This is a genomic window from Kitasatospora kazusensis, assembly GCF_039529945.1.
In the GTDB taxonomy this organism is placed as follows: Bacteria; Actinomycetota; Actinomycetes; order Streptomycetales; family Streptomycetaceae; genus Kitasatospora; species Kitasatospora kazusensis.
Map to the genome: position 1 here is coordinate 54,808 of NZ_BAAANT010000025.1, position 22,932 is coordinate 77,739.

Consider the following 22,932-nt stretch of genomic DNA (forward strand, 5'->3'; position numbering starts at 1 on the left):
CGCCCATGAACGACCTCGCGCCGCCGCTGCCCCCGATCCCCGAGGGTTTCCGCCTGCCGTTCCACTACGGCGCACTGCACAACGTCGGCATCGACTACCTCGTCCCGCTGGAGCGGGTCAACGGCCACCTCGCCGGTACCGGCCTGTCCCCGGCCGTGCTGGACGGGAAGGCCTGCGTCTCGTTCAACTACCAGCTGTACTTCGCCCAGTTCGACTTCGGGCCGAGCGTGACCCAGGAGATCGAACTCAACATCATCGCCTTCCCCACCGCCTCCTCCAGCCTGCTGCCCGACCTGACCTACGAGCAGTTCGCCCACGGCGTGGACCAGACCAAACTCCGCGGCAACTGGCGCATCCAGGTGGCCTGCGACGCCCCCATCGCCATCAGGGCGGGCAAGATGCTCTTCAACGAGCCCAAGTTCCCCGCCTGGTTCAAGACCGTCATGCCCTCCCCGAACGCCGACCCCGGCGCCGTCTGGAAGGTCGAGTGCCTCGCCGCCGACCTCACCCCGGACGGCAACGACATCATCAGGCACGACAAACCGCTGTTCTCCTTCGAGGCCGACCTGCTGGGCCTGCTCCCCGCGCCGGTCAGCATCGCGCCCTTCACCGAGTACGGCACGGACCCGGCGCAGCGCACTCTCGCCGCCCCGCTGAACGTCTACCAGCCCTACCAGCACTACACGTTGGACGGCCGGGGGCGCGAGCGGGTCGGGCTCACCGTCGAGGACCCGTCCTCTCCCGTCGGCCGGGACCTCCTGGCGTTGACCGAGGGCGCGCACGCGGTGGGCGTCTGGTCCTACCAGTCGCCGACGGTCGCCGCCCAGAACCGGCCATACTACACGGCGACCAAACCCTGATCACGCCCACCGGGGGCCGGGCCCGAGCGGAAGCCTCCGCTCGGGCCCGGCCCACTGATCCGGGTGCCCGCCCGCCAGGCAGGTGTCGGCGGACCAGGTTCAGGACACCGCGTGCAGCTGTGGTGCCTCCGGCAGGCCCGCCCGGTGGGCGATCGCGGCCGCCTCGCCGCGCGAGCTGACGCCCAACTTGCCCAGGATGTTGGCCACGTGGAACTTCACCGTGGACTCGCTGATGTGCAACGCCGTGGCGATGTCCCGGTTGCGGCGGCCCCGGGCCAGCTGGTCGAGGACCTCCCGCTCGCGCGGCTGGAGGCCGTCCAGGGGGTCGGCGGTGAGGGCGGGTTCGGCCAGTGCGAGCGGCAGGTCGACGGTGACGGTGGTGCCCCAGCCGGGGACGGCCTCGACGGCGCCGCGGCCGCCGAGAGCGGCGATCCGGTCGGCGGTGCGGTGCACGGACAGGGCGTCGGCGGCGAGCAGCCCGAGGCCGTCGCCGCGCACCACGGCGCGCAGTGAGCCGTCGCCGGTGAACTCCCAACTCACGTGCAGCCGGGTCGGCTTGTCCTGTTCCAGCATCAGCAGGACGGCTACCCGGACGGCGTCCCTGGCGGTGTGCGCGGTGTCCGCGGGGACGGACCTGGCGGCCTGGGCCGACGGTGAGAGGTCCAGCCGGACTTTGGTGTGCCGCAGCAGCGGGCGCAGCTCGCGGGCCAGCCGGGCGAAGGCCGCGTCGGCGGGCTCCTCGCTGAGCGTCCGGTCCAGGTCGGCGCCCCGGCGCAGGTCCAGCAGGGCGGTGACGGCCAGTTCGGTGGCGGCGCGGCGGGCGACCGCGTCGTCCAGGTCGGCCGAGCGCAGCGGCGCGAGGATCGCGCCGAGGGCGGCACTGTGCGTACCGGTGAACTCGGCGATCGCGCGGGCGCGGGCGTTGGCGGCGGCCCGCGCCACCGCCGCCAGGCTCGGCGCGGCGTCGGTGGCGCGGTGGTCGGAGTGGGCGATCACCAGGTCGCACAGTTGCTGGAGGACGGCGAGCGCGCCCGGGGCCACCGGCTCGGCGGCCGCCCGGACGAGCACCAGGACCGCGCCCTTGCCGTTGCCCGGTGCGGCCCCGACCACCACCACCGGCCGGGTCCGGCCCGCGAGTTCGGCCTCGCCCTGCCAGGGCCGGCCGGCCGCGGTCGTCCCGGCCGCCCGGTCCGCCAGCCGGGCCAGCTCCAGGCCGCTGATGCCCTCGGTCAGCTCCGGCGGACCGTAGCTCTGGGTGGGGGAGTAGGTGCAGATGCCACTGAGGTGCGCGATCGCCGCGTGCGGGACGAGAGTCGCGACCGCCTCCGACAGGCGCACCAGCACGTCGGGCCGGGGCGCGCGCAGCACCTCGACGGCCCGCGCGAGCGCGTCCTCGGGGCGACTCCAGTGTTCCTGCCACGTCTCGTCCATACCGTCCACCCTAGTCCGGGGCCGAGGCCCCCCACCCATCCCTTCGGCCAGGTCGAACTGTCCGAACGGCCGGCCCGGTGCCCGCCGATCCCGTCGCAGGATGGAGCCGTCGCAAGAACCAACTCCCCGAAACCCCGAGGACATTCCATGACCAAGGCCATCGCCTTCTCGCAGTACGGCGGCGCGGACGTGCTGCACCCGATCGACATCGAGCTGCCCGCCCCCGGCCCCGGCCAGGTGCTGGTCGCCGTCCGCGCGGTGGGCGTCAACCCGCTGGACCACAAGCTGCGCAGCGGCGCGATGGACGGGATCTTCCCCGTCACCTTCCCGGCCGTGCCCGGCTACGAGCTGTCCGGCGTGGTGGAGGCGGTCGGCGCGGAGGTCACCGGCTTCGAGCCCGGCGACGAGGTGTTCGGTGCCGTGATGGGCGGCGGCTACGCCGAGCGGGCGCTGGTGCCCGCGGACCGGCTGGCGCCCAAGCCCGCCACGCTGAGCTGGGAGCAGGCCGCCTCCGTCCCGGTGGCGGCCGAGACCGCCGAGCGCGCCCTCGACCTCCTCGGTGTCCGGGCCGGCCACACCCTGCTGGTGCACGGCGCGGCCGGCGGGGTCGGCACCCTGCTGCTCCAGTTCGCCCGGGCGCGCGGGATCACCGTGGTCGGCACCGCGAGCGAGGCCAACCACGACCACCTGCGCGAACTCGGCGCGATCCCGGTGACGTACGGGGAGGGCCTGGCCGACCGGGTGAAGGCGGCCGCCCCGGGCGGGGTGGACCGGGTGCTGGACGCGGCCGGGCAGGGCGGGGTGCTGCCGCTGTCGGTCGAGTTGGCGGGCGGCGCCGACCGGGTGTTGACGATCGCCGACGTCCCGGGCGCGCAGGAGCACGGTGTCCGCTTCTCCGGCGGGGCCGAGGGCGTCGAGCCGTACCACGCACGCGCTTACGCGGCCGCGCTCGCACTGGAGGAGGCGGGCACCCTCCGGCTGCCGCTGCACCGGGTGCTCCCGTTGGCGGAGGCGGCCGAGGCGCAGCGGATCAGTGAGCACGGGCACCTGCGGGGCAAGATCGTCCTCACCGTCTGAACGGGCCGGAGCATCCGAACGGTCCGCCGGCCGGCCCCGGTGAAGGCCGGCACGTGCTCCCGCTACGCTCGGGGCTCTTCGACCAACCGATCAGGAGTCCTGCCGATGAGGATGGCCCGACTTCGTGGGCAGCGTGCTGCGGGGACGTTCCGGAGCAGAGCGTTCCGGCGAGGCGCGTTCCGGCGAGGCGCGTTCCGGCGAGGCGCGGGCCTCCTCGCGGTGACGGCCGTCATCGCGGGGAGTGCGGCCGGGTGCGGGCCGAACACGGACGCCTACGTCGACCTGCAGAACGCGATGAAGTCCCACCTGAGCACTGTGGACCACCGGCCGGTCGCCTCGGTGTCCTGCACCCCGCACGTGCACGGCACCGTGCGCGGTGACACCGCCCGGCTGCGCTGCTCGGTGGTCTTCCAGGACGGGACGTCCTACACGGCCGCCGCGCAGATCCAGAACCAGAACTCCGGCGGCAGGCACAACATGCCCGACCTCTACAGCTGGGACAGCCCGCCCTCGAAGTGAGCGGCTCCCGTCGCGGGAGGGCGTTCGTGCCGCCGCACCCGGGCCCGGGTCACGGCGGGGGCCGATCGCGTCCCGTCCGCCGCGCGACGACCGGGGCACGGAAAACCGGCCGACACCACCGGCCGGTGTCAGTAGCATGCGACGGCACCGCGCCGCACCGGCCCGGGCAGGATCCCGCGAGGAGCAGAGCGTGAGCACCCACCTGATCGGCGGCGGCTGGGACGAGGCAGCGGCCGGGCTGGTCTACGGCCCCTTTCTCAAGGCCGCCGGAGACGCCCCGACCGTTGCCGTTCTGCTCATGGACGAGGGCGACGGAGCCGAGTACTTCGCGCGTTTCGAACGGGTCCTGCGCAGGACCGCGCGGTGCACCCCGGTGCCCGTCCTGGTGCCCCTGGGCGGCGTGCCGGACCTCGGCGCGCTGGACGGTGCCGACGCCCTCCTGATCGGTGGCGGTCTGACGCCCGCCTACCAGGACGCGCTGGGCGGCCTCCGCACCGAGCTGCCCGCTCTGCTCGCCGCCCGCGGACTGCCGTACGCCGGCTTCTCGGCCGGTGCCGCGGTCGCTGCCGGTACCGCCGTGGTCGGCGGCTGGCGCTCCGCGGGCGTGCCGATCTGTCCGGAGGAGACGGGCGAGGACCTGGAGGAGATCGAACTGCGCCCGGGCCTCGGGCTGGTGCCGTTCACCGTGGACGTGCACGCCGCGCAGTGGGGGACCCTGCCGCGCCTGATCGAGGCCGTCGCCCGCGGCGGCGTCCGGCAGGGCGTCGCCATCGACGAGAACACCGTGCTGACGGTGGACGCGGGCACGGCCCGGGTCTCCGGTACGGGCCGGGTGCACCTGGTGCAGGCGGACGGATCCGGGGTGGGCCTGCGTGCGTACCGGGCCGGTGAGAGCTTCGCCTTCGACTAGGGATGCCGTTGCCGGCCGCGCGCGCGAAGTGGCCTTCAGCGGAGCGGCCTTCAGCCGGCGAGGGCGCCCCGGAGGAAGTCGATGATCTCCGCCCGCGCGGCCTCGGCCTGCGGCACCAGGCCCGGCATGCTGAGGAAGGCGTGCGGGGCCCCGGGATATTCGGTCAGCCGTGCGGGTGTGCCGGCCGCCCGCAGCCGTTCGGCGTAGCGACGGCCGTGATCGGCCAGCGGGTCGTCGGTCGGCACCACCGCCAGTGCAGGGGCGAGCCCGCCGAGATCGGCGGCGTGCAGCGGCGACAGCGCACGGGGGTCGGCTCCCGGAGGAACGGCGAGCCGGTGGAACAGTCGCAGTTGCGGCACGGTGAGGGTCGGGCTGGCGGGGTGCTCGGCGACCGAGGCGTGGTCGAGCATCGTCTCGGTCAGGTCCACGGCGGGGTTGACCAGGACCTGCGCCCGCAGGCGCGGGCCGGCCGCTCTGGCCCGGATGGCGGCCAGCGCGGTGATCAAGGCGCCGCAGCTCTCGCCGAAGACGGCGATGCGCGCCGGGTCGAAGCCCCAGTCGGCGGCGTTCCGCACCAGGTGGTGGAGCGCGTCCCAGCCGTCGTCGGCAGCGGCCGACAGCGGAGTGCCCGGGGCGAGGAGGCGGTGCTCGACCGATACGACGAGTGCAGGGAGCTCAGCAGCGAGGTGGCTGTTGACCCAGTCGCTCTGCACCGCCGTACCGACGAACCCTCCTCCGTGGACGTGGAGCACGAGCGGCAGGGCGGCCGGGTCGGCACCGCCGCCGTTGTGCTCGAACGCCGGCCGGTAGACCCGGACGGGGAGGATGCGCCCCGGCAGTCCCAGCTCCTGCCAGGCGATCGTGGCCCCGGGATGCGGTGTCCCGGTGACGGCCCGCGCGGCCGGCGATGCCCGCCTGCGGTTCTCCGCCTCGCTGAAGGCGGCCAGTTCCTCGGCGGTCATCGCCGACCAGTCCGGCTCTCCCTCTGCTGCCCGCTGTCGCAACCGGGCGTCCGCCGACTCCGGCTGCTCGACGCTCTCCTCGTTCATGTCTTCTCCTCGCACGACTGCTCCTCGGCTCGGTAGTTACGCTACCTCAGGTATCGATACCTAGGGTAGCGAAACTAGGTATCGTAGGGGAATGAGCCGAGCAACTCCTTCTCCCCGGTCACCCGGTCGTCCGCGCACCGGTGTCGACACCGAGGTCTTCGCCGCCGCCCTGCGTACGGTCCAGGAGCTCGGCTACGCGCGCGCCACGGTCGACCGCATCGCCGCCGCGGTCGGCGTCGCGAAGACGACGGTCTACCGTCGTTGGCCGTCCAAGGGCGAGCTGATCGTGGACTGCCTCCTCGACGCGTTCGGCCCGGTGCCGCTGGCGGAGGGCGCAAGCAGGGCCGAACTGATGTCCTCGGCCATCCGCTGGGTCGCGGCGAAGATCGGGGAGCCCGGGGTGGGCGACGCGTTCGCCGGCGTGTTCAGTGACGCGGTCAGCGACCCGGCCCTGCGCGAAATCCTGTCCGCACGTCTGCAGGACCCCTACCGGCTCGCCCTCCAGGGCGCGCTCGACGAGCCGGAGAACAGGGTGCTGTTCTTCATCGACGTCGTCGTCGGAACATTGCTGCACCGGATGGGCATGACCGGCGAACCGATGGCGGACGCCGACGTCGACGCCCTGGTCGAGATGGTGCTGCCGCACTTCACCGAGGGCGCCGGTACGGCCTGACGGTCGTGCGCCGCCCGGACGGCGTCGCACAGCCGCCGGGGCCGGGTAGGTTGGCCGCATGACTTTGTCGATACGCAGAGCGGTCGCCGCCGACCGCGCCGGAGTGCTCGCCCTGATCGACGGCGCCCGGGGTGACGGGTTGTCCGCTGCCGAGCGTGCGGAACGGGGTTTCGTGCAGGGCCACTTCGACGAGGCCAAGCTCGCCGCGATGGAAGCCACCACCGGCATCTACGTCGCCGAGGAGGACGGACGGATCGCCGGCGCCGCCCTCACCGGCGCCGCCTCGTCCGTGCAGGACGGAGGGCCGCCCCGGCTGACCGTGGACGCGGCCCAGCGGGCCGGCCTCGCGCCGGACCGCTGCTACCTCTACGGGCCGGTGGTCGTGGATCCGTCGTTCCGCGGACGCGGCGTCGTACGCAACCTGCTGCGGGCGGTGGACGCGCATCTCGGCGAACGCTTCGACCACGGTGTCCTGTTCGTCGAGCAGTCCAACCTGAAGTCGCTCGCGGTCCACCGGCACCTGGGAATGCACGAAGCGGCGGAGTTCGCCGTGGCGGACCGCAGGTACACGGTGTTCAGCTTCGCGTCCGGCACCTTCCGGGATCAACCTGCGGGTTCGTCCTCTCCCGCGTGATGCCGCCGGTGCGCCGGCCGTGAATTCGCCTCACGGCCACCGCGCTTCGGCGTCGGCGGGGGCGGCGTGCCGGCGCTGCCAGAACGGGCGGTCGGACCAGCGGCGTTCCGTCGCGTAGGCGGTGTGCAGGTTGCGGCGGTACGCCGCGAGCAGCGCCCGGAGGTTGGCGCGGTAGGCGTCGAGGGCGGTGCTGTCGCCGTCGAGGTCGGCGTGCAGGGCGCGGGCTCCGGCCATTCCGGTGTACAGGGCCGTGAGGATGCCCTGGGAGGAGATCGGGTCGAAGGCGGCCGCGGCGTCGCCGACCGCGATCCAGCCCGGTCCGGTCGGTGTGTCCAGGCAGGCGGAGTGGGCGGGTGCCCGCCGGGGGACCGCCTCGGCCGTCAGCGGGTGGTCGTCGGCGCGGGCGGCGACGTGCCGGGTCCGGTGCAGCAGCCGGGCGAAGGCCGCGGCGTCGGGCGGGCGGGGCGGGTCGAGGTCGGCGTCGGTGAAGTAGGCGACCAGGCGGCGGCCGCCGGGCAGCAGCGCGGTGTACCACCAGCCGTCCGGCGCCGACTCCACCAGCGACGAGCTCTCCGCCGCGCGGCCGTCCGGCGTGGCCGCCAGTTCGAGGCAGGTGGCGAGCAGCCGGTCGGTGCGCCGCCGGGCCGCGCCGCAGTGGGCGGCGACGGCCCGGCTGCGGCCGGTCGCGTCGACCAGCCGGCGGCAGTGCACCAGGCGGGTGGCCTCCCCGGTGCGCAGGGCGACCGTCCAGCCGCCGTCCGCTGTGCGGTGCCGCGGGCGGACGGTGGTGTGTTCGGCCAGATCGGCCCCGGCGGCGTGGGCGGCCGCGCGCAGGCAGTGGTCGAACCGGGCGCGGTCGAGGTGCCAGCCGGGCCCGTTCGGATCGTGGATGAAGTCGGTACGGCCGAGCGCGGCCGACCCCCAGGAGGAGAGGTTGGCGTAGCAGGTGAGGTGGCCCGCGGCGAGGGGCTGTTCGCCGGCTCCGAGATCGTGCAGCAGGAGGCGGGCGGCGGACGGCAGGGCCTCGCCGATCTTGGGCGGCCCGCTGCCGGAGTCCGCGAGCAGGACGGTCCGGCCCGCACGGGCGAGGGTGAGGGCGGCGGCGGTGCCGGCCGGTCCGCCGCCCGCGACGACGACGTCGTAGCGGGCGGCCGGCCTGCGCGGGTGGTGACGGGTCATCAGGCGTTGTCGCGGAACCGGGCGACCTTGTCGATGAAGCCGGCCGTCACCTCGTCGGCGGAGTAGCCGCTGACCGCGACGGCCTGGTCGACCGCCATGGCGGCGACGGCCGGGTCGGCGGCCTGCGGCACGTGGAGGGTCACCAGGTTGTGAGTGGGGGAGACTCCCGTCAGGTCGATGGAGGGTGTGGACTCCACCTGCATCACGTCGGGGAAGTCCCGGGCGCCGGAGCGGACTTCGACGATGCCGAGCCGGTACCAGTCGTCGATCATCTGCTTGAGCTGGTCGATGTTCTGCCCCTGGAGCCCGCGCAGCCACACCGCCCGCCGCTCGAAGGCCTCCTGGCGCTCCGCCGGCGGCCGGCTCTCGTCCGCCACGACCTGGTAGTCGTCCTCGGTGAGCACGTGGTTGGGGACGCGGGCCGGCCAGAACGTCGGCAGGTACGGGTCGTAACGGGGGCTCAGGGCCAGCTCGTAGCCGGACCGGCAGCTCGCCGTGTCGGTCTGCCACGGCACGGCCATCCACCGGGTGAGGTCGCCGGGGCCCTGCGCGTACAGCGGCCCGTCCACCGACAGTGCCGTCTCGGGGGTGAGGACCGTGCCGTAGGCGGGTTCGGGCCGGCCGGCCGGGCGGTGGCGGATCCGGAACGGCGCCATGAACATCGACGGGTGCCGGATCGGCCAGGTCACCTCGCAACCGGGGTGGAAGGCGTCGGCGAGGCAGAAGTCCAGCGCCGCCCGGTCCAGCAGCGCGGGCCGGTCGGCGAGGGGCGCCTCGTCCAGGCCGTGCACCGGCGGGACCTTGCCCCAGTCGTCCTCGAAGTCGCCGTCCGCCCAGTTCAGGAACATCTGGTACTGGGTCGGCGACAGTGCCAGATGCTGCAGCGGCGTGCGCGGCGGGACGGACATCCCGTCCCCGTACAGCCAGGGCCACGGCACGGGGGACCCGCCGTCCCGTCCGTAGTCGCGCAGGGCGTCGAACACCTGGCGGCGCAGGGCCCGGCGGCCGCGGGAGTTGCTGCTGAGCCGCGCCATGCCCTCCGGGGTGACGAAGGGGGCGAGTCCCTGGAACCCGTAGAACCCGGCGAAGCCGTGGTTGACCCACTGGTGGTCGCGCAGGCGCTCCAGCAGCGGCGCGATGTGCCGGCTGAAGGAGACCTTCTCCGGGAACGGCAGCGCGCCGGTGGTGACGAACACGTCGTACAACAGGTCGTGGATCGTGCGGATGCCCTTGACGGCCGGCGCGTAGTTCGGCGGCGCGACCACCACCCAGGCGGGGTCCACCGGCAGCTCGCGCCCGCCGACCGTGACGGTCGCGGTGACCGGTCCGTCGGCCGTGTCGTCGTGCCAGCCCTCGTTGTTGGCGAAGGTGGTGACCGGCTGCCCGTTGTACGAGGCGGACTGCCCGAAACCGCCGAACACCAGCAGCCGTCCGGCCTCGTCCGTGCGCAGCTCGCCGAGGTAGACCTCCTTCCCCATGAACGTGCCGCTCTGGAAGTGGAACTCCGGGCCGGAGACGTCCTTGCCCGAGATGCCGACCGGGCCGGCGTCGATCGCCAGGTCCTTGCGCCGCTCCCCGGTGACGTCCTTGTTGCGCAGTTCGGAGGGCTTGGCCATGGCGGCGTCCGGGATGTCCAGCGCCAGCTGGAACTGGTACCAGGCGGCCTTCTTGTTGGCCAGGTGCGCCGTCCACCGGATGTCGGCGTTGTCGGGTGTCAGCTCGACGACGGCCTCGCCCAGCGCGTTGTAGCCGTAGACCCGGAACCGCGCGGCCTCCCGCTTGATCGCGCCGGCGGCGTCCTTGTAGAAGCCCGGTTCGGCGGGCAGCGGGTCGGGTACCTCGGGCCCGATGTAGTAGCCCTCCGGTGAATTCCCCACCCGGGCGACTCCGATGGCGGGGTGAATAGCGGCGCGTACGACCTGGTCGAGCATGGAACGGTGCCTCCAACATCTGGGACGGGCGGACCGGGCAGGTGACTGTCCGTTCGTTGACGGATCGTAGGCGAAGGCCGGGTGGGGCGGTGCCGGGCCGATCGGATCGACACGGCCGGGCCACGCGAACGGGTGAACGTGTGACGGATGGCCGGTCGGCAGGTGGCAGGTGGGCCCGTGGGTCGGCTGCCGGCGGTACCCGCGCCGGCGGCGGGGCCGGAATTCAATGTCGCGGAAATACAAAATGCTGAAGCGATGACCAATGGTCGGACAGTCGGGGAAAGATAATTCCGGCCGCATGTGCCATGGCATATATGCCGTGAAATCAGAGGTACGCTGAATGACGGACGTTGACGAACTTTGCCGATCTCCGTCCGGTGAATCCGGCGTGCCCGGCCGTAGTCGAAGGCGAGCGAGCGCATTGACGAGCGCACTGAACTGCCCGGAGGCGGACCCCGCGCAGGCTGCTGCCACCGCCGCGGCCGCCCTCCGGGCGGCGTTCGCCCCCGGCGGCGCGGACCCCTACCCCGCGCTCGTGGCGCTGCGCGCCGCCGCGCCCGTTCATTACGACGAGGGTGTCGGCACCCGCTTCCTGACCCGCTTCGAAGACTGCCAGGCCGTGCTGGCCGACCCCGGGTTCGTGGTCCCGGACCGCAGCTGGCTCGTCCGGGAGCGGCCCGAGTGGCTGGGGTACCCGGCGGCGGACTTCTTCTACTCCTCACTGCTCGGCACGAACGCCGATGCCCATGCGCGGCTGCGGCGGCCGCTGGCGGGGGCGTTCGGCGTCCGCCGGGTGGCGGCCCTGACGGCCGGCGTGGAGAAGCTCGGCGAGGAACTGCTCGACCGGTTCGCCGACGCCACGTCGGACGGCGGCGCGGCCGACTTCCAGGAACTGGTCGGGTATCCGCTGCCCGTCGCCGTGGTCGGCGAGCTGATCGGCGTCCCCAGGGAGGAGCAGGGGCAGTTCCAGCGGCTCGGCCGGGGGGCCGCGCGCCTGCTGGAGCCGGTCCGCACCGAGGACGACTGGGCGCGCGCCGACGCAGCGGTGGCCGAGCTGCGCGAGTACTTCGCCGGCCTGCTGCGCGAGCGCCGGGCCCGGCCGGCCGAGGACCTCGCCTCGGCCCTGGCCGCCCGTCCCGGCGCCGCCGGACCGGCACTCACCGAGCGCGAGTCGGCCGACCTGCTGCTGCTGGTCCTGGTCGCCGGCTTCGAGACGACCGCCGGGCTGCTCGGCCTGTCGGTGTTCGCGCTGCTGACGCATCCGGAGCAGCTGGCACTGCTGCGGGCCGACCCGGCGCTGCTGCCCGGCGCGGTCGAGGAGTCGCTGCGCTGGGACGGGCCGGTGCTGATGACGGAGCGGTTGGCCGCCGAGCCGGTGCGGGTGGGCGGTGTGCCGGTGCCGGCGGGCGGCAGTGTCACCACCGTGCTCGGCGCCGGGAACCGCGATCCGCAGCGGTATCCGGACCCGGACGCGTTCCTGGTGCGGCGTCCGGACGTCCGGGTGCTGAGCTTCGGCGCGGGGCCCCACTACTGCCTCGGCGCGGCGCTGGCCCGGCTGGAGGGGGTGGTGCTGCTCGAACGGCTGCTCGCCCGGTTCCCGGCCCTCGGCCTGGCCGGGCCACCGGTGCGCCGCGACTCCGCCAGTCTGCGCTCCTTCGACCACCTCCCGCTGGTCACCACCGGCTAGGTCCGCCCCCGTTCGTCTCGCACAGCCACTCCTCGAAGGACTTGCCGTGAACTTCCTGCATCGCGAACGCGCCGCACTCGAAGCGTTCATGCCCGGGCTGGACCAGGCGCTCGCCCGTCACCCGCTGGCGGAGCTGGAGCAGTCGCCCAGTCCGGCGATCCGGGCGTTCCGGGACGCCGGCGGGCCCGGGCTGCTGGTGCCGACGGCCAATGCGGGCTCGGGGGCGAGTGCGCTGCAGGCCGTCCGGGTGCAGCGGGCGGTCGGGGCCCGGTGCCCCTCGCTCGCGGTGGCCACCACGATGCACCACTTCTCGATCGCCGGTCTGGTCGAGGCCGGGAAGTACAGCAGCGGCCTGGAGGGGCTGCTGCTGGAGGCGATCGCGAAGGACCGGATGCTGGTGGCCTCCGGGTTCGCCGAGGGGCGGTCCGGCCAGAACATCCTCAGCCCGCACATCACCGCCGAGCGGCGCGGCGACCGGATCGTGCTCAACGGCAGCAAGATGCCGTGCAGCCTGTCCCGCTCGATGGACCTGCTGACCGCCTCCGTCGCGCTGACCGGTGAGGACGGTGTGGAGCGCCTCGCCGTCGCCCTGATCCCCGCCAAGAGCCCCGGGATCGAGATCCGACCGTTCTGGGGGACGCCGATCCTGGCCGGCGCCGAGAGCGACGAAGTCGTACTCAAGGACGTCGAGTTGGACCCGCAGATGGTGGTGCCGACCGAGGTCACCTCGGATGCCGTGCCGGACGCGCTGAACGTCGCCGGCTTCCTCTGGTTCGAAGTGCTGCTGACCGCCGGCTACCTGGGGATGGCCAGTGCGCTGGTGGAGCGGACGCTGGCGCGCAAAGGCGGCGGCGAGGACGATCCGACGCCGTACCTGATCGCGGTCGAGGCGGCGATGCTCGCCGTCGAGGCGGTCGCCCGCGCGATGGCGGACGAGGAGTGGAACGACACCCTGCTCGTCCAGGCCCTGACCGCCCGGTACGCCGCGCAGGAGGCGATCGCCCGCACCACGAGGGCCTGCCTGGCGGCGCTCGGCGGCATGGCCTTCATCGGGTCCCCGGACGGCTCGTACCTGGCCTCGGCCGCCGTCGGCCTGACCTTCCATCCGCCGGCCCGAAGCCGGATGGCCCGCCCGCTGCGGGACTTCCTGGACGGCCGTCCGCTGCGGATCGGCTGAGCCGGTGAGTCCGACAAGCCCGACGGACCCGCCCGGTCCGCCGACTCCGCCCGGCCCGGCCGCCGACCGCGCGCAGCGCCCGTACGTCGAGGTGCTGCGCAGCATCGACGAGCTGCCGAGCGAGGCGTGGGACCGGCTCGCGCCCGCGGACGACCCGATGTGGTCCCGTGGTGTCTTCGCCGCGCTGGAGCGCAGCCGGGTCGGGCCGGACGGCTACGCCTATCTGACGATCCGTCAGGATCGGCGGGTGACAGCCGTGCTGCCGCTCTGCCTGTTCCGTGACCTGCGGCTGGACAGGATCGTCGGCCCACGCGAACGGCGCCTGCTCGCGCCCTTGCGCAGGCTCGCCCCCCGGCTGCTGCGGGTGCCGATGCTCTTCTGCGGCAACCTGCTGGGGCAGGGGCACGTGCTCGCGGCGGGCGCACTGACCGAGGAGACCGGACGGCTGCTGGTCGCGGCGGTGCTCGACTTCGCCCGTCGTGAGCGGCTGGGGACGGTCGTGTTCAAGGACTTCGCTCCGGCCGGGCTGGACCCGCTGCGCGCGGCGCTGGAGGCCGGCGGGTTCTTCTTCACGCCGAGTCTGCCCGACACCGAACTCGCGCTGAGGGAAGGGTCGTTCGAGGAGTACCTGGCCGCGCTCCCGGCCCGGCCGCGGCGCAACGCGCGCAGTAAGATCCGCAAGTTCGAGGCCCGGCCCGAACTGCGGATCGAGGTGCTCGACGAGTTCGGCCACCTGCTGCCCGAACTCCTCGCGCTCTACCGGCAGGTGATGGCCCGGGCCGACCAGACGCTCGACGTGCTGGACGCGCCGTTCCTGGCCGCCGTGCACGGCGGGGCCGGCCTGAGCCGACGACTGGTCGTCTGCTTCGAGGGCGAGCGGCCGGTCGCCTTCCTGCTCTGCCTCTTCGCCGGCTCGGGGGCGACCGGGGCCCGGATCGGCCTGGACTACCGTCTCGCGCACGAGGCCCGGCTCTACCACAACGTGCACTACGCGGCGATCCGGCTCGCGATGGCCGCCGGCTGCGGCCACATCCGGTTCGCGCAGACCGCGTACCGGCCGAAGCTCGAACTGGGCTGCGCACTGGTCGAGCAGTGGTACGCGATGACGCACGTCCGGCCGCTGCCGCGCGCCGTGCTGCGCCGGCTACTGCCGCGCGCGCTGGCCGCCGCGCTCGCCGAGGCGCTGGGCCCGCACGCTCCACGACCCGCTCCGGCCGGGCCTGCGCCCAACTCGCCCGCCGGACCCGCTGTTGCCACCGAACGCTGCGAGGAGAGGAACCGTCATGCCACGAGTTGAGGTGGATCTGCGCATCGCCGTGCCGCCCGACGACGCCTGGGCGGCGGTGGTCGACGTGCTCGGCTACCCGGACTGCATGGAGAGCGTCGACTCGGTCGAGATCGTCCGGCAGGACGACGACCGCCACCGGACCACCGCCTGGTCGGTCCGCCTCAAGGGATCGGTCCTGCAGTGGACCGAGACCGAACTGATCGACCACGCGGCGCGCCGCTTCGACTTCGAGCAGATCAGCGGCGACCTGGGCGAGTTCGTCGGCCACTGGGCCGTGCGGCCCGCACCGGAGGGCGGCAGCACGGTCTCGCTGCACGTGGACTTCGACATCGGCATCCCACTGCTCGCCGAGATGCTCAACCCGGTCGCGGCGGACGCGCTCCGGGAGAGCGCCGCGCAGATGCTCATGTCCCTCGAACGCCGGCTCCTCACGCAGGGGGCCGCCCGGTGAGCACACCGTCGACGGTGACCGGTGCCTCTGCGGCGCCCGCCGAGGTCTTCGAGCGGCTGCGCCGCCACTTCTCCCCGAAGCTCGCCCTGACCGGCGGCTTCGCCGGGCGTGGCGCGGTCGAGCAGCGCGCCGAGGGGTGCCGGGTGACGCTCTCGGACGGCCGTACCGTGCTCGACTTCGGCTCGTACGCGGTCACCCTGCTCGGGCACCGCCACCCGGCCGCGGTCGCGGCGGTCAGGCGGCAGCTCGACGCGATGCCGGCCTCGACCCGCAGCCTGGCCAACCCGGTCGCGGCCGAGGCCGCCGCCTGCCTCTCCGGCTACCTGGGCGACGTGCTGCCGAAGGTCTACTTCGGGCTGAACGGAGCCGACGTGGTCGAAGTCGCGGTCAAGCTGGCCCGGCTGGCGACCGGCCGCGGGCGGGTGGTCGCCGTGCGCGGCGGCTTCCACGGCAAGTCGCTCGGCGCGCTGGCGCTGACCCACAGTCCGCTCTACCGGGCCGGCCTGCTCGGCTGCGTGCCGGACGTCGTCCACGTCGCCCCCGACGACCCGGACGCGGTGCTGCGCGAGGTCGTGGGCGGTGAGGTGGCCGCCGTCGTCCTCGAACCGGTGCAGGGCGAGAACGGCGCCGTCCCGCTGCCGACCGCCGTGCTGCGGCAGTGGTGCGCGGACGCCGCCCGGCACGGCAGCCTGGTGATCGCCGACGAGATCCAGTGCGGGCTGCGCCGGTGCGGCGAGCGCTCGGTCGCGCTCGCCGACGGCCTGCCGGTGGACGCCGTGCTGTTCGGCAAGCCGCTCGGCGGCGGCGTGGTCCCGCTGTCGGCGCTGCTCTGCTCGGAGCGGCTGTACGCGCCGCTGGCCGCCGACCCGTTCCTGCACTCGGCCACCTTCGGCGGCCACCCGCTGAGCTGCGCGGTGCTGCCCGCGGTGCTGCCGGTGATCGAGGACCTCGCCGAGCACGGGAAGGCGCTCGCCGTCCTGCTGGACGAGGCGCTGGACCGGCTCCGGGAGCGCCATCCGGGTGTGGTGACCGAGGTGCGCGGTCGCGGCCTGCTGCGCGGGATCGACTTCAGCTCGCCGCAGGCCGCCGGTTCGGTCGTGGTCGAGCTGGCCGCCGCCGGGCTGCTGGTCTCGCCGTGCCTGAGCAGCCCCACCACCGTGCGGCTGCTGCCGCCGCTGGTCAGTACGGCAGCCGATGTGGCGGAGGCGGCCGAGATCCTGGACGCCGCGATCGCGGTCGCCGAGCGGACCGTGCCGACCGGAAGAGCCGGTTGACCGTACCCGGCAGCCACCGGACACACCCTCCACCGTTACCCCCACCCCCACCCCCACCCACTCGGCCAGTCGACTCGCCTCAACCGGCCGATGCCACCGGCCGGTCGAGGCGACCGAGCCGACTGACGCCGCCCGGCGCAGCCGTCGCCGAGCGCAGCGGAAGGAACGACGACATGCCCACTCGCGAGGAAATCGCCGTGATGGTCCGAACGGTCATCTCGGATGTGCTCGGCACGGAGCCGGGCGAGGTGCACGAGAGGACCAGCCTGGCAGTGGACTACGGCATCGACAGTCTCGAACTCATGGAGATCGGAGCACGGTTGGAGAGAACACTGCAGCTGCGGATCGAACTCCGGGATCTGACGGAGGCCCAGGACGTCGGCCACGCGATCGACCTGCTGGAGACCCGCCTGGCCGGTGTGCGGTGACCGGCGGTCACGGCCCGGCGGTGGGCCCCCGGCCCGCCGACCGGCACCCGTCGGGTGGCCGGCGGGTCGCCGTCACCGGGATCGGCGTGAAGTCCCCGGCGGGCAACGGGCTCGAAACGGCGTTCGCGGCGCTGCTGGCGGCCGGCTCCACCGCGACCCGGGTCGACCGGCTCGTCGAGGTCGACCTGCCGGTCCACTTCGCCTGTCTGGTACCGCCGTTCGACCTCGACGCCTACCTGACCCGGCGCGAGTCGCGGCAGATCGACCGCACCACCCAACTGCTGCTCTGCGCGGCCGCGGACGCCGTGGCCGACGCGCAACTGCCCGCCGACCAGCGGCCGGACCGGGTAGGGGTGCAGATCGGCACCGGGATCGGCGGGCTGCCGAGCATGGAGGCCGTGACGCTGAGCCACGGCGACCGGCCCAGAGACATGCCCGTGCACACCGTGCCGCGGACCATGGCCAACTCGCCCGCCTGCCGACTGGCCATGCGCTACGGCTTCCAGGGGTCCTGCACGACGTATTCCAGCGCTTGCGCGAGCGGCACCACCGCCCTCGGCGAGGCCGCGCGGAAGATCCGCTACGGCGAACTCGACGTGGCCGTGGCGGGCGGCTGCGACTCGGCGGTCAGCACGGTGGTGATGGGCGCGTTCGCCCGGATGCGGGCGATGTCCACCAGGAACGGCGAACCCGCCCTGGCCAGCCGCCCGTTCGACGCGGACCGCGACGGCTTCGTGATGGGGGAGGGGGCCGCCGTACTGGTCCTCGAACGCTGGGACACGGCCCGCGCCCGTGGTGCCGTGATCCACGGCGAGATCGCCGGATACGCCGACAACTGCGACGCGTTCCACATCGTCGCCCCGCACGAGGACGGCGAGGTGGCCGGCCGCTGCATGCAACTCGCGATCGCCGACGCCGGGTTGTCCACCGCGGACATCGGCCACGTCAACGCGCACGGGACGTCCACGCTGCTCAACGACCGCGCGGAGGCGCGGGCGATCGCCCGTTGTTTCGGGCGTCGGCCGCCGCCGGTCACCGCCGTCAAGGGCGTCACCGGTCATCTGATCGGCGGATCGGGCGCACTGGAGGCCGCGTTCGCGCTGCTCTGCGCCACGCGCGGCGTGGTACCGCCGGTCGCCAACCTCGGCAGCAGCCCGGAGGCCGACCTGGTGGACCTGGTCAGTGGCACACCGCGTGCCGTGGCGCCGGCCCACGTGCTCTCCAACTCCTTCGGATTCGGCGGCCAGAACGCCTGTCTGGTGCTCGCCCCCGCGTCGTGAACCCGGAGCACTTCGCAGCACGTTCCGGCGCCTTCCGCCACCTTTCAGCAGTTTCCACCAGCGACAGAGACGAACAGACGAAGCCATGCGAGTCCTTCTCACCGGCGCGACCGGAGTGGTCGGCACCGAGCTCGGCGACCGGTTGCGCACCGCCGCGCCTGACGGCGGCCACGATCTCACCCTCGTCCGGGTCGCCCGGCGTCCCGAGGGCGACGCACTGGTGAGCTGGCGGATCGGCGCCGAACCGCCGCCCGCCGCGCTGGACGGCCACTGGGACGTGATCGTGCACGCGGCGGCCAGTACCCGCTGGACGCTCCGGCGGGACGAGGCGGTCGCCGCGAACCTCGAACCGCTGCGGGCCGTCCTGCGCCTCGCCGACCGCGACACGCATCTGGTGCACGTCTCCACCGCCTATGTCGGTGGCGTCCGCAACCCCGAGGACCTGCGCGGCGCCGAGTTCGAGGGCTACCGCAACGGCTACGAGTGGTCCAAGGCGAGGTGCGAGGAACTCGCGCGTGAGCACCCGGGACCGCTGACGCTCGTCCGCCCGCCGCTGGTGGTCGGCCGGCGCGGCAGCGGCGAGATCGCCCGCTTCTCCGGCCCCTACACGATGGTCCAGGCGCTGGTCTCCGGTCTGGCCGCCGTGGTGGTCGGCGACCCGGCGGGCTATGCCGAGATCAGCCCGGTGGACGAGGTCGCGGCCGTGATCGCCGCCGCCGTGCTCGCCGCGCCGCCGCCGCGCCCGCGTACCGAGGTGCTGGCCGCCGGCCGCAACTGCCTGACCCTCGGCGCGCTGCTCGACGTCGTGGTCGGGACGCTCAACGAGTGCCGGGCCGAGCACGGCGTGGCACCCGTCGAGCGGCCCCCGCTGGTCTCCGGCGACAGCTGGGACCGGTTCTTCCGCCCGCTCGCCGACCAGCACCTCTCGCCGTTCCAGGGCGAGGCCGTGAAGCTGCTCGCGATGTTCCAGAGCTACACCAGCATGGGCGAGCCCTTCGAACCCACCTGGACGGTCGAGGACCCGGCGGCCGTGATGGCTGCCTCGGTGCGCTACTGGGCCGGGCGCAAGCCCCGCCTCGCGCTGGCCCGTCCCGAGCCGTGGACCCTGCTCGCCAAGGCCGTCTGACCGTTGGAGGCCCTATGCGGGCCGCCGACCCGGCCCGCCGCGCCGGTGGCGGGCCGTGGGAGGTGCCGCCGACCGGCGCTCCTCCCACGGCCCGCGCTCACCGGCTACGTCAGCAGGTCACCGGCACGTCGACGGTGACCGGGGTGTTGAACCGCCCGAACGAGGCGACCGAGAGCGAGCCGTGCACGGTCGCGCCGCACGGCACGCTCCCGCCCACGCCGCCGACCTGCAGCGTCTGGCTCTGGAAGTGCAGCGACCGCTGAACCGTCCCGAGGGTGTCCCCGCCGACCACGTTGCCGGTCAGGGTCACCTGGATGTCCTCCTGCAGCGGGGCCGGCCCGGCCAGGCCGATCTGGCCCGTGAGCTGGACGGTGCCGTCGGTGACGGTGGCGCACAGCTTGGTGCCCAGACCCGCCTGGAGGCCGTAGGCGCCGCAGGTCGTGGTGGCGGCGGTGGACGCCGTCGCCGCACCGGCCGGAACCGCGAAGACCAGGGAGATGCACACGGCGCCCAGCGCGCCGGCCGCCTTGAGGATCGAGCGAGTCATGAGGGTTCTCCTTGTTTCGCAAAGGGCCGCTGGACCGTCCAGAAGCAGTTGCAATGTGATATTTCACTGAGACCCTGAATCTGAGGCGTCGTCAACTTGAACGATCCCTGGCCAGTTGGAGTGGATCTCGCTACGACGTGGGGTTGCCCGGCGTCGGTCCCGGGCGGGCGGCCCGGAGCGATGGCACGGCTTCGCCGGGGGGCACCCTTGCCCGGCCGGGCCGCACCCTGGTCAGTGGTCCAGACCTATTGACGGGCCCGGGTGCCCCTCCTACGATCCGGAGCGGCACAGCCCCCACATGTCCCCACCTCACCCGTAGCCGGGCGTCACGCCCCCACGCGCTGGTCCTTGCCAGGGCGCTCGGCGGGAAGGGAGTTCAGCATGTTCCGTCGGAGGTCGCGTACCCCACGCCCGTCGGGCGACTTGCGCCCCTGTCCGGAACCCGGCCGCCTCGAAGGCGGTCAGGCCGGGAGCGAGCCGATCCGGGCTCCGCGCCCGCAGCGGCCGACCGTGGAACGCGCGGCGCAGCCGCACCGGACCGGCCGCGCCGAGCACGGACCGGCCGTCCTGAGGCGGTCCCTCGCCGGGGTGAGCGCCGCCGCCGTCATCGCCGCCGGAATCGCCGTGGCCGGCTCCGTCTCGGCCGGGGCCGCGACCACCAACCTGGTGGCCGACCCCGGATTCGAGAGCGGGCTCTCCGGCTGGACCTGCTCCGGCGGCTCCGGTGTGGTGGTCGGCAGCCCGGTCCACTCCGGCGCCTCCGCGCTCCAGGCCACGCCGGCCGGCCAGGACGACGCCCAGTGCACCCAGACCATCAGCGTGCAGCCCAACTCCCAGTACACGCTGAGTGCCTACGTCCAGGGCAGCTACGTCTACCTCGGCGCCACCGGCACCGGCCTCACCGGCACCACCTCCACCTGGACACCGAACAGCCCCTCGTACAGCCAACTCGGCGTCGCCTTCGGCACCGGGCCGAACACCGCCTCGGTGACCGTCTACCTGCACGGTTGGTACGGGCAGCCCGCGTACTACGCGGACGACGTGTCGCTCACCGGCCCCGGCGGCAGCAGCAGCCCCACGCCGACGACCGCCCCGCCGAGCAGCGCGCCCCCGACGACCGCTCCGCCGAGCAGCGCGCCGCCGAGCACCGCTCCGCCCACCACGACCCCGCCCAGCACCACCCCGCCGGGTGACAGCTGCCCCACGAAGCCCAGGCCGTCGGGCAAGGTCCTGCAGGGGTACTGGGAGAACTGGGACGGCGCGGCGAACGGCGTCCACCCCGGCATGGGGTGGATACCCGTCACGGACAGCCGGATCGCCGCGCACGGCTACAACGTCATCAACGCCGCCTTCCCGGTGATCCTCTCGGACGGCACCGTCGAGTGGCAGGACGGCATGGACTCGGGCGTCAAGGTCGCGACCCCTGCCGAGATGTGCCAGGCCAAGGCGGCCGGGGCGACGATCCTGATGTCGATCGGCGGTGCCGCCGCGGGCATCGACCTCAGCTCCAGCACCGTCGCCGACCGGTTCGTGGCGACCGTCGTCCCGATCCTCAAGAAGTACAACTTCGACGGAATCGACATCGACATCGAGACCGGCCTCACCGGAAGCGGCAGCATCGGCACCCTGTCCGTCTCCCAGGCCAACCTGGAGCGCATCATCGACGGAGTGCTGTCGCAGATGCCCGCCGGCTTCGGCCTGACGATGGCCCCCGAAACCGCGTACGTCACCGGCGGAAGCGTCACCTACGGGTCGATCTGGGGCGCCTACCTGCCGATCGTCAAGAAGTACGCCGACAACGGGCAGCTGTGGTGGCTGAACATGCAGTACTACAACGGCAGCATGTACGGCTGCTCCGGTGACTCCTACCAGGCCGGTACCGTCCAGGGCTTCACCGCACAGACCACCTGCCTGAACAACGGCCTGACCATCCAGGGCACCACCGTGAAGGTGCCCTACGACAAGCAGGTGCCCGGCCTGCCGGCCCAGTCCGGTGCGGGTGGCGGCTACCTGGATCCGAGCCTGGTCGGCCAGTCGTGGAACGCCTTCGGCGGCTCGCTGAAGGGGCTGATGACGTGGTCGGTCAACTGGGACGGCTCGAAGGGCTGGAGCTTCGGCGACAACGTCAAGTCCCTCCAGGGTCGTTGACGGCCCGCCGGCTTCCGCGTCCTGCCCGGTGCACTGTGCCGGGCAGGCTCACGATGGCCGGTCGGCCGACGTCTGGTTGACTACGCCGCATGGACCTCACGCGAGCGTTCCCGCCCTGCACGGCCGGTCCGGCCGGCCGGTGTTCCGCCGCCGCCCGACCGGACCGCCCGTCGTGAGTGCCGGCGACACGGCGTCGCGACCCGGCCCCGTCCCGGCGGTCCGGGCCGAGCCTCCCTTCGATCCGGAGCTGAGTGCGGCGCTGGCGGCTTCGGTGAACCGGGCCGGGGGACCGCTCACCCCGGAGAACCTTGCGGCCGTGCAGGAGCGGGACGCCACGGCCCGGCCGAGGCCCACGGCCCGGGAGCTCCGGGCCGACGGGCGGTTCGAGGTGGCCGAGCTGCGCGTGCCGGGGGCGCCGGGCGGGCCGGACGTCACGCTGGTGAGCGCACGGCCCGCCGGGACGGCCGGGCCGCTGCCGCTGCTGTACTACATGCACGGCGGCGGAATGGTCATGGGCAACGCGTGGTCCGTACTCCCGAAGCTGCTGCGGGAATGGGCCCTCCCCCTGGAGCTGGCCGTCATCTCCGTCGAGTACCGGCTGGCACCGCAGACCCGCTACCCCGGACCGCTGGAGGACTGCTACGCCGGATTCGTCCGGGCCGCCTCGCACGCGGCCGCACTGGGCATCGACGCCGACCGCATCATCCTCGGCGGCAGGAGCGCCGGGGGCGGACTCGCCGCCGCACTCGCCCTGCTCGCCCGCGACCGTGGCGGGCCCGTCCCGATCGGGCAGCTGCTGCTCTGCCCGATGCTCGACGACCGCGACGGCACCTTCTCCGGCCGCCAGATGGCCGGTGTCGACACCTGGGACCGGACGTCCAACACCACCGCCTGGCAGGCGCTGCTGGGTGACCGGTACGGCGCCGCGGACCTGCCGCCCTACGCGGCTCCGGCCCGTGCCACGGACCTGTCCGGGCTGCCCCCGGCCTACCTGGAGGTCGGGTCGGCCGAGACCCTCCGGGACGAGACCGTCGCCTACGCCGACGCGATCTGGCAGGCCGGCGGCCGAGCCGAACTGCACGTCTGGCCCGGCGCGTTCCACGGCTTCGACAGTCTGGCGCCGGAGGCGGCCCTCAGCCGGGACGCCCGCCACGCCCGTACCCGCTGGCTCCGGCGCATCCTCGCCCAAGGCGGTGCGGGCGGCTGACCCGCCTGCTGAGCAGGCCGGTACGCATCCGGACGCCCTTCGGCCCGCAGTCCCCG

21 protein-coding genes are annotated in these 22,932 nt (G+C 73.6%); 16 read left to right on the top strand and 5 right to left on the bottom strand.

The features are described 5' to 3' along the window. The first annotated feature begins 5 nt into the window (after positions 1-5). A complete protein-coding gene (locus ABD330_RS20680) occupies positions 6-860 on the top strand; it encodes a hypothetical protein (RefSeq protein WP_344467258.1) in 855 nt (284 codons plus the stop codon). A 99-nt stretch (positions 861-959) separates the two neighbouring features. Here the strand turns inward: ABD330_RS20680 and ABD330_RS20685 are convergent, their stop codons facing one another. Continuing rightward, entirely contained in the window at positions 960-2,291 is a 1,332-nt protein-coding gene (locus ABD330_RS20685; protein WP_344467260.1) for a helix-turn-helix transcriptional regulator, read from the bottom strand. Positions 2,292-2,438: 147 nt separating this feature from the next. Here ABD330_RS20685 and ABD330_RS20690 point away from each other — a divergent pair, with 147 nt between their 5' ends. The 3 genes from ABD330_RS20690 (at position 2,439) to ABD330_RS20700 (ending at position 4,797) form a co-directional block, all read left to right on the top strand. After that, positions 2,439-3,368 (top strand): NADP-dependent oxidoreductase, encoded by a 930-nt coding sequence (locus ABD330_RS20690; protein WP_344467262.1) that lies wholly within the window; start codon positions 2,439-2,441, stop codon positions 3,366-3,368. A 219-nt stretch (positions 3,369-3,587) separates the two neighbouring features. Next, positions 3,588-3,887, top strand: a complete 300-nt coding sequence (locus tag ABD330_RS20695; protein WP_344467264.1) for a hypothetical protein — start codon at positions 3,588-3,590, stop codon at positions 3,885-3,887. A 190-nt stretch (positions 3,888-4,077) separates the two neighbouring features. Beyond that, a complete protein-coding gene (locus tag ABD330_RS20700) occupies positions 4,078-4,797 on the top strand; it encodes a Type 1 glutamine amidotransferase-like domain-containing protein (RefSeq protein ID WP_344467266.1) in 720 nt (239 codons plus the stop codon). 50 nt (positions 4,798-4,847) lie between these two features. On the opposite strand, the gene ABD330_RS20705 is transcribed toward ABD330_RS20700, so the two are convergent. After that, positions 4,848-5,759 (bottom strand): alpha/beta hydrolase, encoded by a 912-nt coding sequence (locus ABD330_RS20705; protein WP_344467341.1) that lies wholly within the window; start codon positions 5,757-5,759, stop codon positions 4,848-4,850. Between the two features lie 178 nt (positions 5,760-5,937). Between ABD330_RS20705 and ABD330_RS20710 the strand changes: the two genes are divergently transcribed. Further along, positions 5,938-6,519, top strand: coding sequence for a TetR/AcrR family transcriptional regulator (locus tag ABD330_RS20710; protein WP_344467268.1), 582 nt, complete (start codon positions 5,938-5,940; stop codon positions 6,517-6,519). Between the two features lie 58 nt (positions 6,520-6,577). Then, on the top strand, positions 6,578-7,153 hold the full coding sequence (locus ABD330_RS20715; protein ID WP_344467270.1) for a GNAT family N-acetyltransferase: 576 nt from the start codon (positions 6,578-6,580) through the stop codon (positions 7,151-7,153). A 30-nt stretch (positions 7,154-7,183) separates the two neighbouring features. On the opposite strand, the gene ABD330_RS20720 is transcribed toward ABD330_RS20715, so the two are convergent. Next, a complete protein-coding gene (locus ABD330_RS20720; protein WP_344467272.1) occupies positions 7,184-8,332 on the bottom strand; it encodes an NAD(P)/FAD-dependent oxidoreductase in 1,149 nt (382 codons plus the stop codon). After that, positions 8,332-10,263 (bottom strand): LodA/GoxA family CTQ-dependent oxidase, encoded by a 1,932-nt coding sequence (locus tag ABD330_RS20725; protein WP_344467274.1) that lies wholly within the window; start codon positions 10,261-10,263, stop codon positions 8,332-8,334. The genes ABD330_RS20720 and ABD330_RS20725 overlap by 1 nt, the downstream gene beginning before the upstream one ends. Before the next feature lie 421 nt (positions 10,264-10,684). On the opposite strand from ABD330_RS20725, the gene ABD330_RS20730 reads away from it, so the two are divergent. The 8 genes from ABD330_RS20730 (at position 10,685) to ABD330_RS20765 (ending at position 18,974) form a co-directional block, all read left to right on the top strand. Then, positions 10,685-11,950: a cytochrome P450 gene (locus tag ABD330_RS20730; protein ID WP_344467276.1), complete on the top strand. Its 1,266-nt coding sequence runs from the start codon at positions 10,685-10,687 to the stop codon at positions 11,948-11,950. Between the two features lie 46 nt (positions 11,951-11,996). Then, positions 11,997-13,127 carry an acyl-CoA dehydrogenase family protein gene (locus ABD330_RS20735; RefSeq protein ID WP_344467278.1) on the top strand — a complete coding sequence of 377 codons (1,131 nt, stop codon included), beginning with the start codon at positions 11,997-11,999 and terminating at the stop codon, positions 13,125-13,127. Positions 13,128-13,131: 4 nt separating this feature from the next. Then, positions 13,132-14,424: a GNAT family N-acetyltransferase gene (locus ABD330_RS20740; protein WP_344467280.1), complete on the top strand. Its 1,293-nt coding sequence runs from the start codon at positions 13,132-13,134 to the stop codon at positions 14,422-14,424. Next, positions 14,411-14,866: a type II toxin-antitoxin system RatA family toxin gene (locus tag ABD330_RS20745; RefSeq protein WP_344467282.1), complete on the top strand. Its 456-nt coding sequence runs from the start codon at positions 14,411-14,413 to the stop codon at positions 14,864-14,866. Before ABD330_RS20740 ends, ABD330_RS20745 begins: the two co-directional genes overlap by 14 nt. Then, positions 14,863-16,140 carry an aspartate aminotransferase family protein gene (locus ABD330_RS20750; protein WP_344467284.1) on the top strand — a complete coding sequence of 426 codons (1,278 nt, stop codon included), beginning with the start codon at positions 14,863-14,865 and terminating at the stop codon, positions 16,138-16,140. The genes ABD330_RS20745 and ABD330_RS20750 overlap by 4 nt, the downstream gene beginning before the upstream one ends. A 173-nt stretch (positions 16,141-16,313) precedes the next feature. Beyond that, on the top strand, positions 16,314-16,568 hold the full coding sequence (locus ABD330_RS20755; RefSeq protein ID WP_344467286.1) for an acyl carrier protein: 255 nt from the start codon (positions 16,314-16,316) through the stop codon (positions 16,566-16,568). After that, positions 16,565-17,848, top strand: a complete 1,284-nt coding sequence (locus ABD330_RS20760; protein ID WP_344467288.1) for a beta-ketoacyl-[acyl-carrier-protein] synthase family protein — start codon at positions 16,565-16,567, stop codon at positions 17,846-17,848. Before ABD330_RS20755 ends, ABD330_RS20760 begins: the two co-directional genes overlap by 4 nt. An 85-nt stretch (positions 17,849-17,933) precedes the next feature. Beyond that, on the top strand, positions 17,934-18,974 hold the full coding sequence (locus ABD330_RS20765; RefSeq protein ID WP_344467290.1) for an SDR family oxidoreductase: 1,041 nt from the start codon (positions 17,934-17,936) through the stop codon (positions 18,972-18,974). 109 nt (positions 18,975-19,083) lie between these two features. Here ABD330_RS20765 and ABD330_RS20770 read toward each other — a convergent pair whose 3' ends face one another. Next, a complete protein-coding gene (locus ABD330_RS20770; RefSeq protein WP_344467292.1) occupies positions 19,084-19,521 on the bottom strand; it encodes a hypothetical protein in 438 nt (145 codons plus the stop codon). A 510-nt stretch (positions 19,522-20,031) separates the two neighbouring features. Between ABD330_RS20770 and ABD330_RS20775 the strand changes: the two genes are divergently transcribed. Together ABD330_RS20775 and ABD330_RS20780 are read left to right on the top strand one after the other, a co-directional pair. Further along, on the top strand, positions 20,032-21,669 hold the full coding sequence (locus ABD330_RS20775) for a carbohydrate binding domain-containing protein (protein ID WP_344467294.1): 1,638 nt from the start codon (positions 20,032-20,034) through the stop codon (positions 21,667-21,669). Between the two features lie 172 nt (positions 21,670-21,841). Beyond that, positions 21,842-22,876, top strand: coding sequence for an alpha/beta hydrolase (locus tag ABD330_RS20780; RefSeq protein ID WP_344467295.1), 1,035 nt, complete (start codon positions 21,842-21,844; stop codon positions 22,874-22,876). Positions 22,877-22,932 lie beyond the last annotated feature (56 nt).

What these genes read in the sequence shown, in the direction of transcription:
- ABD330_RS20680 (WP_344467258.1), top strand. Translation starts at nt 6, where the DNA reads ATGAACGACCTCGCGCCGCCGCTGCCCCCGATCCCCGAGGGTTTCCGC.
- ABD330_RS20685 (WP_344467260.1), bottom strand. Translation starts at nt 2,291, where the DNA reads ATGGACGAGACGTGGCAGGAACACTGGAGTCGCCCCGAGGACGCGCTC.
- ABD330_RS20690 (WP_344467262.1), top strand. Translation starts at nt 2,439, where the DNA reads ATGACCAAGGCCATCGCCTTCTCGCAGTACGGCGGCGCGGACGTGCTG.
- ABD330_RS20705 (WP_344467341.1), bottom strand. Translation starts at nt 5,759, where the DNA reads ATGACCGCCGAGGAACTGGCCGCCTTCAGCGAGGCGGAGAACCGCAGG.
- ABD330_RS20710 (WP_344467268.1), top strand. Translation starts at nt 5,938, where the DNA reads ATGAGCCGAGCAACTCCTTCTCCCCGGTCACCCGGTCGTCCGCGCACC.
- ABD330_RS20715 (WP_344467270.1), top strand. Translation starts at nt 6,578, where the DNA reads ATGACTTTGTCGATACGCAGAGCGGTCGCCGCCGACCGCGCCGGAGTG.
- ABD330_RS20720 (WP_344467272.1), bottom strand. Translation starts at nt 8,332, where the DNA reads ATGACCCGTCACCACCCGCGCAGGCCGGCCGCCCGCTACGACGTCGTC.
- ABD330_RS20725 (WP_344467274.1), bottom strand. Translation starts at nt 10,263, where the DNA reads ATGCTCGACCAGGTCGTACGCGCCGCTATTCACCCCGCCATCGGAGTC.
- ABD330_RS20745 (WP_344467282.1), top strand. Translation starts at nt 14,411, where the DNA reads ATGCCACGAGTTGAGGTGGATCTGCGCATCGCCGTGCCGCCCGACGAC.
- ABD330_RS20755 (WP_344467286.1), top strand. Translation starts at nt 16,314, where the DNA reads ATGCCCACTCGCGAGGAAATCGCCGTGATGGTCCGAACGGTCATCTCG.
- ABD330_RS20765 (WP_344467290.1), top strand. Translation starts at nt 17,934, where the DNA reads ATGCGAGTCCTTCTCACCGGCGCGACCGGAGTGGTCGGCACCGAGCTC.
- ABD330_RS20770 (WP_344467292.1), bottom strand. Translation starts at nt 19,521, where the DNA reads ATGACTCGCTCGATCCTCAAGGCGGCCGGCGCGCTGGGCGCCGTGTGC.